General features: G+C 71.6%; 18 protein-coding genes. 1 reads left to right on the top strand and 17 read right to left on the bottom strand.

Going from position 1 to position 13,923, the window contains the following annotated elements:
• Window positions 1-549 precede the first annotated feature (549 nt).
• The 11 genes from ABZ815_RS46555 to ABZ815_RS46505 form a co-directional block, all read right to left on the bottom strand.
• Window positions 550-1,047 (bottom strand): hypothetical protein, encoded by a 498-nt coding sequence (locus tag ABZ815_RS46555; protein WP_357708276.1) that lies wholly within the window; start codon window positions 1,045-1,047, stop codon window positions 550-552.
• Window positions 1,044-1,544, bottom strand: a complete 501-nt coding sequence (locus ABZ815_RS46550; protein WP_357708274.1) for a hypothetical protein — start codon at window positions 1,542-1,544, stop codon at window positions 1,044-1,046. The genes ABZ815_RS46555 and ABZ815_RS46550 overlap by 4 nt, the downstream gene beginning before the upstream one ends.
• 6 nt (window positions 1,545-1,550) lie before the next feature.
• Window positions 1,551-2,711 (bottom strand): MlaD family protein, encoded by a 1,161-nt coding sequence (locus ABZ815_RS46545; protein ID WP_357708273.1) that lies wholly within the window; start codon window positions 2,709-2,711, stop codon window positions 1,551-1,553.
• On the bottom strand, window positions 2,708-3,688 hold the full coding sequence (locus ABZ815_RS46540; protein WP_357708272.1) for an MCE family protein: 981 nt from the start codon (window positions 3,686-3,688) through the stop codon (window positions 2,708-2,710). Before ABZ815_RS46540 ends, ABZ815_RS46545 begins: the two co-directional genes overlap by 4 nt.
• Window positions 3,685-4,674 (bottom strand): MCE family protein, encoded by a 990-nt coding sequence (locus ABZ815_RS46535; RefSeq protein ID WP_357708271.1) that lies wholly within the window; start codon window positions 4,672-4,674, stop codon window positions 3,685-3,687. The genes ABZ815_RS46540 and ABZ815_RS46535 overlap by 4 nt, the downstream gene beginning before the upstream one ends.
• Entirely contained in the window at window positions 4,665-5,657 is a 993-nt protein-coding gene (locus ABZ815_RS46530) for an MCE family protein (RefSeq protein WP_357708270.1), read from the bottom strand. Before ABZ815_RS46530 ends, ABZ815_RS46535 begins: the two co-directional genes overlap by 10 nt.
• Window positions 5,654-6,709 carry an MCE family protein gene (locus tag ABZ815_RS46525; RefSeq protein ID WP_357708269.1) on the bottom strand — a complete coding sequence of 352 codons (1,056 nt, stop codon included), beginning with the start codon at window positions 6,707-6,709 and terminating at the stop codon, window positions 5,654-5,656. Before ABZ815_RS46525 ends, ABZ815_RS46530 begins: the two co-directional genes overlap by 4 nt.
• A complete protein-coding gene (locus tag ABZ815_RS46520; RefSeq protein ID WP_357708268.1) occupies window positions 6,706-7,488 on the bottom strand; it encodes an ABC transporter permease in 783 nt (260 codons plus the stop codon). Before ABZ815_RS46520 ends, ABZ815_RS46525 begins: the two co-directional genes overlap by 4 nt.
• Window positions 7,485-8,231 (bottom strand): ABC transporter permease, encoded by a 747-nt coding sequence (locus ABZ815_RS46515; protein WP_357708267.1) that lies wholly within the window; start codon window positions 8,229-8,231, stop codon window positions 7,485-7,487. Before ABZ815_RS46515 ends, ABZ815_RS46520 begins: the two co-directional genes overlap by 4 nt.
• Before the next feature lie 68 nt (window positions 8,232-8,299).
• Window positions 8,300-9,301, bottom strand: coding sequence for an ABC transporter ATP-binding protein (locus ABZ815_RS46510; RefSeq protein ID WP_357708266.1), 1,002 nt, complete (start codon window positions 9,299-9,301; stop codon window positions 8,300-8,302).
• 103 nt (window positions 9,302-9,404) lie between these two features.
• The gene (locus tag ABZ815_RS46505; protein WP_357708265.1) at window positions 9,405-9,971 is read right to left on the bottom strand and encodes a TetR family transcriptional regulator; all 567 of its coding nucleotides are present in this window, start codon (window positions 9,969-9,971) and stop codon (window positions 9,405-9,407) included.
• 90 nt (window positions 9,972-10,061) lie between these two features.
• On the opposite strand from ABZ815_RS46505, the gene ABZ815_RS46500 reads away from it, so the two are divergent.
• The gene (locus ABZ815_RS46500) at window positions 10,062-10,460 is read left to right on the top strand and encodes a nuclear transport factor 2 family protein (protein ID WP_357708263.1); all 399 of its coding nucleotides are present in this window, start codon (window positions 10,062-10,064) and stop codon (window positions 10,458-10,460) included.
• Here ABZ815_RS46500 and ABZ815_RS46495 read toward each other — a convergent pair.
• The 6 genes from ABZ815_RS46495 to ABZ815_RS46470 form a co-directional block, all read right to left on the bottom strand.
• A complete protein-coding gene (locus ABZ815_RS46495) occupies window positions 10,450-10,614 on the bottom strand; it encodes a hypothetical protein (protein WP_357708262.1) in 165 nt (54 codons plus the stop codon). The two genes, ABZ815_RS46500 and ABZ815_RS46495, sit on opposite strands and share 11 nt — an antisense overlap.
• Entirely contained in the window at window positions 10,584-11,057 is a 474-nt protein-coding gene (locus ABZ815_RS46490; protein ID WP_357708260.1) for a hypothetical protein, read from the bottom strand. Before ABZ815_RS46490 ends, ABZ815_RS46495 begins: the two co-directional genes overlap by 31 nt.
• A 52-nt stretch (window positions 11,058-11,109) precedes the next feature.
• The gene (locus ABZ815_RS46485; RefSeq protein WP_357708259.1) at window positions 11,110-11,553 is read right to left on the bottom strand and encodes a glycosyltransferase family 39 protein; all 444 of its coding nucleotides are present in this window, start codon (window positions 11,551-11,553) and stop codon (window positions 11,110-11,112) included.
• Between the two features lie 263 nt (window positions 11,554-11,816).
• Window positions 11,817-12,209 carry a 50S ribosomal protein L7/L12 gene (gene rplL / locus ABZ815_RS46480; RefSeq protein ID WP_357708258.1) on the bottom strand — a complete coding sequence of 131 codons (393 nt, stop codon included), beginning with the start codon at window positions 12,207-12,209 and terminating at the stop codon, window positions 11,817-11,819.
• A gap of 72 nt (window positions 12,210-12,281) precedes the next feature.
• A complete protein-coding gene (gene rplJ / locus ABZ815_RS46475) occupies window positions 12,282-12,809 on the bottom strand; it encodes a 50S ribosomal protein L10 (protein ID WP_357708257.1) in 528 nt (175 codons plus the stop codon).
• A gap of 239 nt (window positions 12,810-13,048) precedes the next feature.
• On the bottom strand, window positions 13,049-13,876 hold the full coding sequence (locus tag ABZ815_RS46470; protein ID WP_357708256.1) for an LppX_LprAFG lipoprotein: 828 nt from the start codon (window positions 13,874-13,876) through the stop codon (window positions 13,049-13,051).
• Window positions 13,877-13,923: the final 47 nt, after the last annotated feature.

Here is a 13,923-nt window from a genome sequence, read left to right as displayed (position 1 = left end):
ACTCGGTCTGGAGGGCGAGAAGGTCAGGAACTTCGAGGGGCTCCTGGATACGCGCGAAAGAGACGCGACGGGGACCAGCGGGTACGGCGGAGGCGTTGCGCGAGGCTGCCAACAGATGTCCTTCCGAGGGCTCGCGGCGGACTGACTACACGCACGCCAGACAACCTCGCAACGTGAGCAAGCATCACGGGTCGTCAAAGGGCAGCGCAAAGGGGCAGTGTAGCCGAACGGCACACGCCTGTCCACTTCGCTCTCGCTGCATGCTCCACGTTGGTCGCAGCATCGCCCGTTCAGCCGCAAACGTCAAGCCCGCGAGCCCGACTTTTAGCCGCCTAGAGGCCCGGACGCTGGAGTTTTCTCCCCAGTGTGATCGGGCGCCTACCGCCAGGCCCAAGACGATACCCGCGATCGTGGGCGGTTAACGCTCCGTCACCCCAGGGGTCGAACCCATGCCGACCGCCGGTGTAGCTGTGACTGGAGTACCCCTATCAAGGGCTTCACCAAACCTGATTTTTGGTAACAATTGAAGGTAGCGGCGCGCCCGGCGGCTCAGGCCGTCCCCAGCAGCGTGGACAGCCCCTCGACCAGCCAGCGCCCGTCTTGCCGGACCATGACGAACCGGGCGCGGTTCTGGGTGACCTGTTGCTGGGGCCTGTCCTGGTTCGGCATTACTTTTACCGTAACCATGTTCACGAACAACAGGACCTCGACCCTGTCGGGCGTGGCGCGCTCGACGCCGGCGTCCACCACGGCCGCGGTGCGGACGGTCTTCTCCGCCTTGGCCTTGGACACCAGCGACGTGGTGAGCTCCTTGTAATGCCTGGTCAGCTCACCTGTCGTGTACGCCCCCGCCCTGGCCAGATCGGCCTCCACCGAGCGGTAGTCGTAGGAGAACATGTCGGGGGCGACCTGCCGGGCCGTCGCCATGGCCTCGGCCGCCGCCCCGTCGGCCCCCCGCAGGTCGCTCAGGTCGAACCACATCCTGGGCACCAGCACGCCCGCGACGATCACCAGGACGCCGAGCAGGACCACCGTGACGGTTCTCACACCACCTGCACCACCTTCGACACCAGCCAGACGCCGTCGACCTTGGTCACGTCCATCGTCCAGCGGTAGAAGCGCTCCTGGGGCGGGCTCTTGGAGCCGTCCCAGCGGATCTCGGCATCGGCCACCACCAGCACCTTGGCCGTGCCGCCGGACATCGACACCAGGCCGGTCGCGCGCAGCACGCCGTGCTGGACGACCTTGTTGGCGACCGTGGTGCTCTTGAGCTTGCCCGCGATGGCCTGGTAGCCGGTCTTGGCGCCGGCCGTGCAGGTGGCGAGGATGCGTTCCACGTCGGCGTCGACGGTCTTGTAGTCGAGCGAGACCAGGTTCTTGGCGTGGGTGCCCGCCGCCAGCAGCGCGGCCTGCCTCTCGTCGGCCAGGGCCTGCGCGTCACGCGCCTGGAAGGAGATCCACACGCCGCCGGCGACGAGCGCCGCCAGCGTCACGCTGAGGGCGGCCACGAGGATGCGGGCCGGGCGCGCGGGAAGTCCTCCCACCTGTGCTCACCCCTTCCGGCCGGTCGCCGGATCATAACCCGCCAGCCACGCCGGAAGCCCCGGAATCGACGGAGGCGGTTGGGGAGCGGGGGCGTTGCGGGCGCCGCGCACCCCGGTCGCGCTGCCGCGCGGCTCCCGGCAGTACGCCTCCGGGTCGGGCGGCCGCGGGCTGACGTCCTGCGGGCGGCGCCGGCGTACGCCCTCGTAGCCGCGGGTGCAGGGCCTGGGCACGTTGAGGTCGAGGTCGAGGCCGAAGTGCAGGCCGTCCCGGTCGACCACGGAGAACGCGCCCGCCACGGCGGCCGGGTAGCCGATCAGGAGCTGCCGCAGGGCGGTGACCCGGGCGGAGACAGTGCTGCCGCCGACCACGAGGTGGGTCAGCAGCGGGCGCAGGTGAGGGGCGACGCCGTCGGTCAGGCGTTCGAGTGACCGGGCGGCGCGCGGGGTGCGGTCGATGACGTGGGCGAGGTCGCCGCGCCCGTCCCGGAGCGAATCGGTCAAGCCGGCCAGATCCCCGGCGAATGCCTTCAGATGGCTCCCAGAGGCCCGCTGAGCGTCGAGCACGGTCTCCCCGTCGTGAAGGACCGCCACCGTCTCGGGAAGCACGCTCTCGGCCTGTCCGAGCAGCGTCTCGCCCGCGTCGGCCAGCCGCCGCAGGTACGGCCCGGTGCCGCCGAGGCCCTTGTCCAGCTCGGTCACGACCGTCTCCAGGTCGCGCGGATCGACCGAGGACAGCAGCCGGTCGGTGTCGCCGAGCAACTGGGCGGTGCTGACCGGCAGGCGCGTGTGCTCGCGCCCGATCACGTCCCCCGCCCGCAGGTACGGCCCGGCGCCCCCGGTGGGCCGCAGGTCCAGGTACTGCTCCCCCACGCCCGACCGGTTGGCCACCACGGCCAGCAGGCCGCGGGACGGGACGGGCGTGCCGGCCCCGAGCCTGACCACGGCCCGCGCGCCGTCGCCCGCCACGGCCAGCGACTCCACCCGGCCGATCGGCACCCCGCGGTAGGTCACCTCCGAGCCGTCGAACAGCCCGCTCGCGTCGGCCAGCTCGACCGTGACCCGGTAGGCGGGATCGACCAGGTCGGCGCCCACCCGGGCGTACCTGACCAGCGTGTACGCCACCGCCACCACCCCGATCAGCGCGAACGCCAGCAGCCGGACGGTCATCGTGCGCCTCCGAGCAGATTGCGCAGCGCCGTGCCCGGCGAGGCGTCGACGGTGAGGTCGGTGTTGGCGTAGTCGCCGCGCAGCATGGACGAGGCCGACCCTGGGAACGGGAACGTGATCGCCGTCGCCAGCCCCGACGCGACGCTGTCGCGCGCCCGGTCGAGGTTGCGCAGGAGTTCGCGCAGGTGGCGGAGGTCGGCGAGGGTGTCGGCCTGGGAGCGCTCGACGACGCGGGTGGTGGTGCGGCCGAGCCGGTCGAGGGCGGCGAGCATGGCGGTCAGGCCGGCGCGCTGGTCCTTGAGCAGGGTGACGGCCGGGCCGATGTCGGTGGCGGTGGCCCTGATCGTGGCGCGCTGGGCGGCCAGCGTGCGGGTGAGGCCGTCGAGGGCGTCGATCAGCCGGACGATCTGCCTCTTCGAGCCGTCGAGCCCGGCGGCGAACGCGCCGAGCCTGCGCAGCAGGTCCTTCACGCGGGCCGAGCGGCCGTCCAGCACGTCGCCCAGCTCGCGGTTGACGGTGGCGACCTGGTCGAGCCCGCCGCCCTCGACCAGCAGCGAGGCGGCCGACAGCACCTCCTCGACCTCGGCGGTCGTGCTGGTGCGGGCCACCGGGATCGGGCCGCTCAGCCGCCCGCGCCCGGCGGGCAGCAGCTTGACGAACTTCTCCCCCAGCAGGCTCGTCTGCGAGATCGCCGCGGTCGTGAGGTCGGGCAGGGCGACGTCGCCGCGTACCGCGCAGACCACGTCGGCCCGCCAGTCGGCACCCAGCTCGACCCGGGTGACCTCGCCCACGGTGACGTCGTCGACCTTGCACGGCGAGCGCGGCACGAGGTCGAGCGCGTCGGCGAACCGGATGATCACCGGGTACGGCCGTTCGCCCAGGTCGGCGCCGCCGGGCAGCGGCAGTGAGGCCACCCCTTCGAAGCCGCACCCGGTAGCGGTCAGGAGCAGCAGCGCCAGGACGAGCGGGCCTCTCATCGGAGGAGTCCTTCCGGCAGGGGGTCGGGCGGCCGGATCGAGGCGGGCAGCGGGACCAGGTTCTGGATGATCGTGTCGAACCAGCGCCCGTTGCCGGTCGCGTCGGCGAGCTGCCGGGCGAACGGCCCGAGCAGGGCGAGCGACCGGTCGAGGCTCTCCTCCTGGCGGCGCAGCACGGCGACGAACGAGCGCAGCCGTTCGAGAGCGGGTCTCATCGTGGTCCTGTTGTCGGCGACCAGGCCGTCGATCTGCCCGGCCAGCACCACCGTGTTGACCAGCAACCCGTGGACGACGGCCCGCCGGGCGGAGACCTCGCGCAGCAGCAGGTCGCCGTCGGTGACCAGGCCGTGCAGGTCGGCGTTCCTGCGGGCCAGCAGCCCGGTGACGGTACGGGCGTGGCCGACCAGTTCGTGCAGGCGGGTGTCGCGGTCGGCGACGGTGCGCGAGAGCCTGCCGAGGCCCTTCAGGGACGCCCGGATCTCCGCCGAGGAGCCTTCCATGGTCTGCGACAGCACGGTCATGGCCTCGGCCAGGGCCCGCTCGTCGACGCGGCCGGCGGCTCTCCCCAGATCACCCACGGCGGGGGCCACCTCGTAGGGGACGCTCGTGCGCGACAGCGGGATCTGCCCCTGGAGCCGGCCGTCGCCCTCGGGGACGAGCATGACGAAGTGGGCGCCGAGCAGGGTCTTGATCCGGATGTCCGCCTTGGTCTGCGAGCCGAGCCGGACGTCGTCGGCCACCCGCAGGTCGACGCGTACGTGGTCGCCTTCCAGGTCGACCCCGACGACCTCCCCGACCTTGACCCCGGCGATCATCACGTCGTCGTGCTCGCGCAGCCCCGCCGAGTCGGCGAAGGCGGCCGAGTACGTGCTGCCGCGCGGCAGGCCGCCGACCGCCAGGGCCGCCACGACCAGCGCCAGGGCCACGACGATGCCGCCGACGCCGAGCGGCACGGGGTCACGTCGCCTGAAGGGGGTCAGTGGCATCGCGGGCTCCCGTTGACGATCTTCGGGGTGCGTACGCCACCGCTCCTGACCGTGAGCGAGCAGAGGTAGAAGTTGAACCAGGACCCGTAGGAGGAGGCCCGGACGAGCTGGCCGAGGCGGCCGGGCGCGCGGGCGACGGTGTCCTCGACCAGGGCACTCCTGGCGTTGAGCGCCTTGAGCAGCCCGCCCGCGTGCCGGACGCTCGCGCGCAGGTCGGGGCGGGCCCTGCGGACCAGGCCGCCCGTGACGGCGGTGAGGCGGTCGAGCGTGGCCAGCGAGTCGCCGATGGCCTCACGGTCGCCGGCCAGGCCGCCGATCAGGGCGCGCAGGTCGATCAGCAGCCGGTCGTAGTCGTGCTCGCGGCCGGCGATCTCGCCGAGGACCGCGCCGAGGTTGGTGATCACTCGGCCGATCACGGCGTCGCGGTCGGCGAGCGTGCCGGTGAGGGAGGCGATGTGGCCGAGCAGGGCCTCGACCGTGCCGCCCTCGCCCTGGAGCACCTGGACGATCTGCCAGCTCAGCTTGTTCACGTCTTGGGGACGGATGGCGTTGAGCAGCGGCCGGAAGCCGTTGAACAGGGCCGTGACGTCGAGCGCCGGGCGGGTGGCGGCGACGCGGGCGCCCGGCGGGAGCAGGCCGGGGCCGCCGGGGCCGGTGGAGAGCGTCAGGTAGCGGTCGCCGATGAGGTTGCGCCAGCGGATCGCCGCCACGACCGCGCGGGGCAGGGCGGTGGTGCGCCGTACGGAGAAGGCGACCTCGGCCCGCGTGCCCGCCAGCGTGACGTCCTCGACCCGGCCGACCGGCACGCCGGCGATGCGGACCTCGTCGCCCTCGCGCAGCCCCGAGGCGTCGGTGAACAGGGCGTGGTAGACGACCGCGGCGGTGAAGCGGGCGCCCGAGATCGTGATCGCGAGGGTGGCCACGCACAGGGTGGTGACGAGGGCGAAGACGGCCAGCTTGAGCGCCGGGCCGAGCGTGGTCATCGCAGCATCAGCCTCGCCAGGTCGGCCGTGCCGTCGTCGAAGCGGACCCCCGGGAAGGGCACGGGCGCGTGGTCGGGCAGGCCGTAGCAGGCCGGTCCCCTGCGGTCGGCGTAACGCGGGGTGTCCTTGCCCGGTTCGTACGGATGCGCCGACCGGACGATCTCCAGCACCGCCTTCGTGCTGCCGTGGCCGAAGGCGTCGTCGAGCAGCGGCCGGAGGCGGTCGAGGCCGCGCAGGACGCACGGGATGACGGGCGCGTGGTGGGCGGCGACGTCGAGGGCCGGGCGGACGACGTGCGGAAGGCCGACGAGGCCCGGTTCGTTCGAGGTGAGCAGCAGGTCGGCGGCGGTGACGGCCCGGGTGACGGCGGCCGTGGCCGGGGCGAGCGGGGCGGCGGTGAGGGTGCGGCCGATCGCCGCGCTGTTGGCGAGGGTGCGCAGCAGGTCGGGGGCGGCCTGGCCGTACAGGGCGGCGACGTCGGCGAGCTTGGCGATGTCCCGCTTCAGGGTCGGCAGGTGGGGCTGGAGGCGCCGGAGGTAGGCGTCGGTCCTGTCCAGGGTCGTGCCGAGGCGGGCGCCGCGACCGTCGAGGGCGGTGGCCAGGGCGTTCAGGGCGTTGCTCAGGCGTTCGGGGTGGACGGCGCGCAGCTGGGCCAGCAGGCGGTCGAGGATTCGGGTGATCTCGACGGCGGCGGCCGAGGACCTGATGACGTCGCCGTCGCGCAGCGGGCCGCGCGGGGACCTGGGCGGGATCAGGGCGACGTACTTCTCGCCGAACAGGGTCTTGGCCCGCAGCTCGGCGGTCGAGCCGCGATCGACGTCGTGGTCGAGGGCCAGGGTGAGGCGGGCGCCGTGCTCGGCGGGCGCCAGGTCGGCCACCTCGCCGACCACGACCCCGTTGACCTTGACGTCGGCCCGGCGGTCGAGCTGGAGCCCGGCGGCCGGCAGCAGCAGCGTGACGTGTCGGGCGGTGGAGAACACCTTGAGGTAGACGGCCAGCGTCAGGGCCGTGAACGCGGCGATGATCGCCAGGAGCGCGACGCCGTATCTCATCCAGCCAGCCTCACCGTCGTCGTCGTGCCCCAGATGGCCAGGCCGAGCAGCAGGTTCGCGACGTTCACCGTCACCAGCACCGCGCGTACGGCCCGCCCGACCGCCACTCCGACCCCGGCCGGGCCGCCGGTGGCGTGGAAGCCGTAGTAGCAGTGGACGAGGATCACCAGGACGGAGAAGACCATCGCCTTGCCGAAGGACCACAACACGTCGTACGGCGACAGGAACAGCTCGAAGTAGTGGTCGTAGGTGCCCGTGGACTGGTCGTGGAGCACGGTCACGATCAGCCGGGTGGCGACGTAGGAGGCGAGCAGGCCGAGCACGTACAGGGGCATGACGGCGGCGAACCCGGCGATCAGCCGCGTGGTGACCAGGAACGGCACCGACGGGACCGCCATGACCTCCAGCGCGTCGATCTCGTCGCCGACCCGCATCGCGCCGAGCTGGGCGGTGAAGCCGCAGCCCACGGTGGCCGACAGGCCGATCGCGGACACCAGCGGCGCGATCTCGCGGGTGTTGACGTAGCTGGACAGGAAGCCGGTGAAGGCCGAGCCGCCGATGCGGTCGAGCCCGGTGTAGCCCTGCAGGCCGACCTCGGTGCCGGTGAAGAAGGTCATGAAGGCGACGATCGTCATCGTGCCGCCGATCACCGCCAGGCCGCCGCTGCCGAGCCCGACCTCGGCCAGCAGCCTGAGCACCTCCCGGCGGTGGCGCGCGGCGGCCGGGACGGCCCTGATCGCCCTGGCGTAGAACTCGCCCTGCCGGTTGAGCGTCCTCATGACAACACCAGCTCGTTGTAGACCGCACTGATCAGGAAGTTCTCGGCGAACAGCACCAGGGCGGCGAACACCACCGCCTGGTTGACCGCCTCCCCCACCCCCTTGGGCCCGCCGGCCGCGCTCAACCCCTTGTACGCCGCCACCAGCCCCGTCGTGACGCCGAAGACCAGCGCCTTGCCCTCCGACACCCACAGGTCGGAGAGCTCGGCCAGGGCGTTGAACGACTGGAGGTACGCGCCGGGCGACCCGCCCTGGGCGACCACGTTGAACAGGTAGCCGGCGACCAGCCCGACCGTGGTGACCAGGCCGTTGAGCAGCGGCGCGACCAGTGCGCACGCGGCGACCCTGGGCACGACGAGCCGGTGGAGCGGGTCGACGGCGAGCACCTCCATGGCGTCGATCTCGTCCCTGATCCGGCGGGCGCCGAGGTCGGCGCAGATCGCGCTGCCGGCCGCGCCCGCGATCATCAACGCGGTCACCACCGGGCCCGCCTCGCGCACGATGCCGAGCACGGCGGTGGCGCCGGTGAAGGACTGGGCGCCGAACTGGCGGATGAGGTTGCCGGTCTGCATGGCGAGCACCGCGCCGAAGGGGATGGCGACCAGGGCGGTGGGCAGGGCGCTCACGCTGACGATGAACCACGCCTGCCGGACCAGCTCGCGCACCTGGAACGGCCGCCGCCCGGCGGCCCTGGCGGTGTCGAGCGACATGGCGACGAACCGCCCGATCTCCGCGATCACCATGCGCACCCGCCTCGAAGCGGACGGTGACCGTCGTGGGCCGTGCGAGGGCGCTCTTCGGAGTTCATGATCTACGCGACGCCGTTCGCGTGGGCGTCGAGCAGCCGGGGGTACTCCTCCAGCCAGTCGCGACCCTGTTCGTCCACGAACGAGCCCTGCGGCGGGGTCACGCCGTGGGCCGCCAGCCACCGGCCGGGCGGCTGCTGCGAGCGGCGGATCGCGTTGCCGCTCGGCATGAGCTGTGGCGGGATCGGCGGCAGCCCGCCGGGATCGTGGCCCAGCCGCGCCTCGGCCGCCAGCTCGGAGACGTCCTTCTCCTCCGACATGCCGATCGGGCCGTGCCTGCGGGCGTTGAGGAACTGCCGGACCACCGGCTCGTCGCTGGACAGCAGCATCTCGCGCGGCCCGAACATGACCAGCTCGCGGCGGAACAGCAGCCCGATGTTGTCGGGGACCGTGCGGGCGGTGTTGATGTCGTGGGTGACGATCAGGAACGTGGCCTCGATGTCGGCGTTGAGGTCGACGATCGTCTGGTTGAGGAAGGCGGTGCGGACCGGGTCGAGGCCGGAGTCGGGCTCGTCGAACAGGATGATCTCCGGGTCGAGCACCAGCGCCCTGGCCAGGCCGGCGCGCTTGCGCATGCCGCCGGAGATCTCGCCGGGCAGCTTGCCCTCGGCGCCGGCCAGGCCCACCAGGTCGATCTTCGCCATCACGGTCCGGCGGATCTCCGCCTCGGTCTTCCTGGTGTGCTCGCGCAGCGGGAAGGCGATGTTGTCGTAGAGGTTGAGCGAGCCGAACAGGGCGCCGTCCTGGAACAGCACGCCGAACAGCCGGCGCAGCTCGTAGAGCTTGCGCTCGCCGCAGCTCGCCAGGTCGTGGCCGTCGATCCAGATGTGGCCGCGGTCGGGGCGCAGCAGGCCGACCAGCGTCTTGAGGAAGACCGACTTGCCGGTGCCCGAGGGGCCGAGCAGCACCGAGATCTCCCCCGCGGGCAGCGTGAGCGAGACGTCCTGCCAGACGACCTGCCGACCGAACGACTTGGTCAACCCGTCGACCACGACCTCGACGCCCACTGGCCACCTTCCCAATCACAGGGAGTACTCAGGGGATTACGTGCCGCACACTTTACTTCCCGGATGCCGTTCCGGCGAATTGGAGCCTCTCGCCGCCCGGCGGTTACGGGACTTCCGGCCCGGTGAGGGTCCGCAGGCTCGGGCGCAGCAGCCGGGCGATCTCCGCCGACGGGGCGTCGCGCAGCTCGGGCAGGCCGAGGAGCTGGTGTCCGACGGTCACGCCGAGCAGGATCGTGGTCATCAGGGCCGCGCGCACGCGGGCGTCCTCGCCGGGGATCGACGCGGCGAGCCGGTCGATCTGGCGGGCGAGCGCCTCGCGGGCCGCCGTGGCCGCCTCGGGGTGGGTGAGCATCGAACGCATCATCGCCAGCGAGCCCTGGGGCAGCTCGCCCATCTTCACGTCGAGCGTGGCCAGCAGGTGCTCGACCAGCTCGTCGGGGCCGGGGACGGCGCCCGGGTCGGGGGTCGCGCGCACGGCGGCCCGGAAAAGCTCCTGCTTGTTGCCGAAGTACTGCATGACCAGGGCGGGGTCGACCTCGGCGGCCTTCGCGACCGCCCTGATGGTGGCGCGCTCGTAGCCGACTTCCGCGAACAGGGCCCTGGCCGCGTCGAGGATCCTTCCCTCGGTCCGGCGCCGCCGTTCGGCGCGGGGCAGCACTCGCTCGCTCACGGTCCGACTCTACCCGTGTTGACCGTTGCTCCACTTTCGCTCTACGCTCGTTGAGTCAACGACCGTTGAGCGAGATGCGAGGTTGTGAACATGACCGTCGAGGAGATCGTCGTCGCCTTCCACGGCGCGATGCTGCACAAGTCGGCCGACGAGCTGGCCGACCTGTACGCGGAGGACGGGCTGCACGAGTTCCCGTTCGGCGGATTGCCGCCGTACGAGGGGCGGGAGGCGGTGCGCGCGGGGTACCGGGCGGCCTGGGGCGTCTCCCCCGCCGTGCCGCAGGAGGTGGAGCGGGTCGCGTTGCACCGTACGGACGATCCCGAGGTCGTCGTCGTCGAGCAGAACGCGCACGTCAAGGTGGGCGACCGGCCGATCACCGTCCCCGGCCTGCTGATGTTGCGGATCAGGGACGGCAGGATCGTCCACTGCAAGGACTTCATGGACGCCGGCGCCATCGCCAAGGTCCGGGAGGCGGCGCTCAGCTCGTGAGGTCGAAGACGGTGACGCCGCCGACCGTCGTGGCGGTGAAGGCGTCCCGTACCCAGGCGGCGATCCGGGCCGCCTCGTCGCTGCCGCCGGATCCGGCGCCGCCGAAGCCGCCCATCCCGGTGCCTATGGAGTAGTGGACGCGCTTCTGGGCCACGTACTGCTTGAACCGGGCCAGTGTGGGGCGGGGTCGGTGTCGTTGAAGCCGCCCACGGCCATGACGGGCAGGCCGGTGGCGAGCTGGTAGGCGGCGGCGTTGTTCGAACCGACGGTCGCCGCGGTCCACGTGCAGCCGTCCTGGCGGAGCAGAGCGGTCAGCTCGGCCGGTGGCGTGCCCGCGTCGAGCAGGCCCCCGGCCCCGCCGCGTCCGCCCGGCGGCCGGCCGCCGTCCTGTCCGCCCCACGGGGCCCGACCGTCCTGCCCGTCCCGCCGAAGGCCCCCGGGGGCGCCGGTCTGCGCGGACGCGCCGCCCGGCCCTCTTGGGCCGCCGCCCGGCGGGCGGCCGAAGCCGACGGCGGTGGCGGGCCCCGCCGTCGGGATCGCGCTGGTGTGGGGGTCGCGGCGGTGTCCAGCGCGTACGCCTCCGGTCCCGCCAGGCACGCCGCCACGGCGACCAGCCCCACCAGGGCCCGGGCCCGGCGCGCGAACAACATCACCAGCGCCGCCCCCAGCCCTGCGACCGCCACGGCCAGCCCCAGCCACACGTTCCACCCCTCCGTACGCGCCACCGCGTCGAACCGCGCTCCCGGGCCCGCGTCACGCAGTACCCGGCGACGGTCAGCGACAACACCAGCAGGGCGTCGGGGTTGTTGAACCGGAACATCAGCACGGCCACGGGTGTCACCGCCATCGCCGTCCCGGCCAGCAGCGCCGCCCAGGCGGGGAACGACCGGCGCACGGTCGCGTACACCACGGCCACCGCGCCGACGCCCATGAGCGCCTGAGGCACGAGGACGGCCCAGGAGTTCAGGCCGAAGATCCGTACGCTGAGCGCCATCGGCCAGAGGGAGGCGGGGGTCTTGTCGACGGTGATCGCGTTCGCGGCGTCGGACGCCCCGAAGAAGAACGCCTTCCAGCTCTGGCTCCCGGCCTGCACGGCCGCCGAATAGAAGGAGTTGGCCCACCCCGACGCCCCGAGCCCCCCACACGTAGAGGACTCCGGCGCCGAGGAGCAGCACGGCCAACGCCACGCGGGATCTCGCTTCGCTCAGCACACCTGCACGCTAGGCAGGCCCGTTGGCCGGGCGATGAGACGCGGATGAGAGTCTCCCGAGGCGTCCCCGTACATGCGAAAAGAGGCGGTCACACCCGGCACCAGGGTGTGTCCGCCTCTTCCGAAGAGCTGTGTGAAGTGGGAAGTTACTTCACGGTCACGGTGGCGCCGGCGCCCTCGAGGGCAGCCTTGGCCTTCTCCGCCTGCTCCTTGTTGACCTTGCCGTCGAAGACCGGCTTGGGAGCGCCGTCCACCAGGTCCTTGGCCTCCTTGAGGCCCAGGGACGTGAGGGCGCGGATCTCCTTGATGACCTGGATCTTCTTGTCGCCGGCGGCCTCGAGGATGACGTCGAACTCGTCCTGCTCCTCAACGGCGGCGGCCTCGCCACCGCCACCGGCGGCGGGGGCGGCGGCGACCGCGACGGGGGCGGCGGCCTTGACGTCGAAGACCTCTTCGAACTGCTTCACGAACCCGGACAGCTCGAGGAGGGTCATCTCCTTGAACGCGTCGAGCAGCTCGTCGGTGCTGAGCTTCGCCATGATGCTTTTCCTTACGTTTAGGACTTGCAGAAAACTAGGAACGGGACCGCGGAAGTTGCGGCAACCCCCGTGTTACTCGCCCGCTTCTTCGTCGCGCTTGGCACGAAGGGCGTCGGCCAGCTGAGCCATCTGCGTGGGCAGCGCGGCGAAGACCGCGGCCGCAGCGCTCTGCTTGGCCTTGAGAGCACCGGCGAGCTTAGCGAGAAGGACCTCGCGGGGCTCGAGGTCGGCGAGCTTGGTGATCTCGGTGGCGTCGAGGGTCTTGCCCTCCAGCACGCCGCCCTTGATCACCAGAAGGGGATTGGCCTTGGCGAAGTCACGCAGACCCTTGGCCGCCTCGACAACGTCGCCGTTGACGAAGGCGATCGCGGTCGGGCCCGTGAGCAGGTCGTCGGGGAACGACAGACCGGCTTCGTTGGCCGCGATCTTGGTCAGGGTGTTCTTCGCCACGGCGAACTTCGCATTCTCACCAAGAGCAACGCGCAGCTGCTTGAGCTGGGCGACGGTGAGACCGCGGTACTCGGTCAGAACGGCGGCGCTGCTGCCTTCGAACTCGCTCTTGAGCTCGGCAACGGCTGTCGCCTTATCCGCCCTCGCCATGGGCCTCCTTCCAGGTGTGCCGCCGGCGAAGGCCCCTGGAAATGAGAACAGCCCCGGGCGCAGGGGCGCACGGGGCTCACATATGGAACTACACCATATGGGAAACTCGCATCACACCTGCGCGGGCCGTCCACAGAACGTGGATCCTTCGGTCGCCAGGACTGATGCACCTGACGACGACCGGCGGTCTTCGGCAACGACCAGAGTACGTGCTGGTCGCCGAGTTTCCAAATCGATTCTCAGTTGACGGTCGTCTTCGGCAGCTCCCCGACCTGGTCTGCGGCCGGGGCCTCGACCTTCACCGGCTCGTTGAAGCCCTTGAAGAGCAGCGTGGCGTCCAGCGTCGCGCCCTCCTTGGAGCCGTTCAGGGCGAGCTTGCGGGGCAGGCCGTCGCCGGCCACCCAGATGTCGAACTTGACGTCCTTGAGCTCGGCGAGGTTCGTACGGGCCTGCTGCTGCTTGTCGGCGGGCAGCTGGCCGACGGCCGCGTCCACGGGGAAGGTGCCGCTGTAGTGGGTGGCGTCCTCGCCGTTGACGCTCTCGGTGCCGACCTGCTGCACGTCCTTGGACGCGGTGACCAGCTTGGTCACGTTGGCCAGGTCGAACTGCTGGATCTGGCTGAGGTACTGGTTGACCTGGTTCTGGTCGCCCACGTCGGCGAGCGAGACCTTGATCCACGGCTTGGTCGCGCCGACGAGTTGCTTGAGCGCCTCGACCTTCACATAGACGGTGTCACCCTGGAGGATGGCGCGTACGCCGCCCGGCAGGTTCCGTCCGCCCATGTCGACGGTGTCGAGGGTCAGGTCGACGGCGAGCTGGGGCTTGCTCTGGTAGAGCATGCGTCCCTGCACCTTGCCGTTGCCTTCTTGGGGGTGCGTCACGTTCGCGACGGCGTCCACCGTGTAGCTGGTGACCTCCGCGGTCTTCTGCGCGGCCTGCGCGAGCACCTCCGAGGCGGCCAGGTTGATCTGGACGGGCTGCACGTTCGTACCGCACCCGGCGACCGTGGCCGCGATGAGGGCAGCTCCGGCCGCGGCGGTGGCGAGACTTATCCTGCGCTTCAGCATGTTTTGACCCTACGGTTGAGTTGTCCCGTCGTGGCGACTTCCCCGCA

It is taken from the genome of Nonomuraea sp. NPDC047529, assembly GCF_040642995.1.
Classification (GTDB): Bacteria; Actinomycetota; Actinomycetes; order Streptosporangiales; family Streptosporangiaceae; genus Nonomuraea.
The sequence above is the reverse complement of the archived record's forward strand: the minus strand, read 5'-3'. Positions and strand labels throughout refer to the sequence as shown.

Coding starts and splice junctions, on each gene's coding strand:
- rplJ (WP_357708257.1), bottom strand. CDS start 12,809: ATGGCGAGGGCGGATAAGGCGACAGCCGTTGCCGAGCTCAAGAGCGAG.
- ABZ815_RS46525 (WP_357708269.1), bottom strand. CDS start 6,709: ATGAGATACGGCGTCGCGCTCCTGGCGATCATCGCCGCGTTCACGGCC.
- ABZ815_RS46515 (WP_357708267.1), bottom strand. CDS start 8,231: ATGGTGATCGCGGAGATCGGGCGGTTCGTCGCCATGTCGCTCGACACC.
- ABZ815_RS46540 (WP_357708272.1), bottom strand. CDS start 3,688: ATGAGAGGCCCGCTCGTCCTGGCGCTGCTGCTCCTGACCGCTACCGGG.
- ABZ815_RS46520 (WP_357708268.1), bottom strand. CDS start 7,488: ATGAGGACGCTCAACCGGCAGGGCGAGTTCTACGCCAGGGCGATCAGG.
- ABZ815_RS46470 (WP_357708256.1), bottom strand. CDS start 13,876: ATGCTGAAGCGCAGGATAAGTCTCGCCACCGCCGCGGCCGGAGCTGCC.
- ABZ815_RS46530 (WP_357708270.1), bottom strand. CDS start 5,657: ATGACCACGCTCGGCCCGGCGCTCAAGCTGGCCGTCTTCGCCCTCGTC.
- rplL (WP_357708258.1), bottom strand. CDS start 12,209: ATGGCGAAGCTCAGCACCGACGAGCTGCTCGACGCGTTCAAGGAGATG.
- ABZ815_RS46500 (WP_357708263.1), top strand. CDS start 10,062: ATGACCGTCGAGGAGATCGTCGTCGCCTTCCACGGCGCGATGCTGCAC.
- ABZ815_RS46535 (WP_357708271.1), bottom strand. CDS start 4,674: ATGCCACTGACCCCCTTCAGGCGACGTGACCCCGTGCCGCTCGGCGTC.
- ABZ815_RS46545 (WP_357708273.1), bottom strand. CDS start 2,711: ATGACCGTCCGGCTGCTGGCGTTCGCGCTGATCGGGGTGGTGGCGGTG.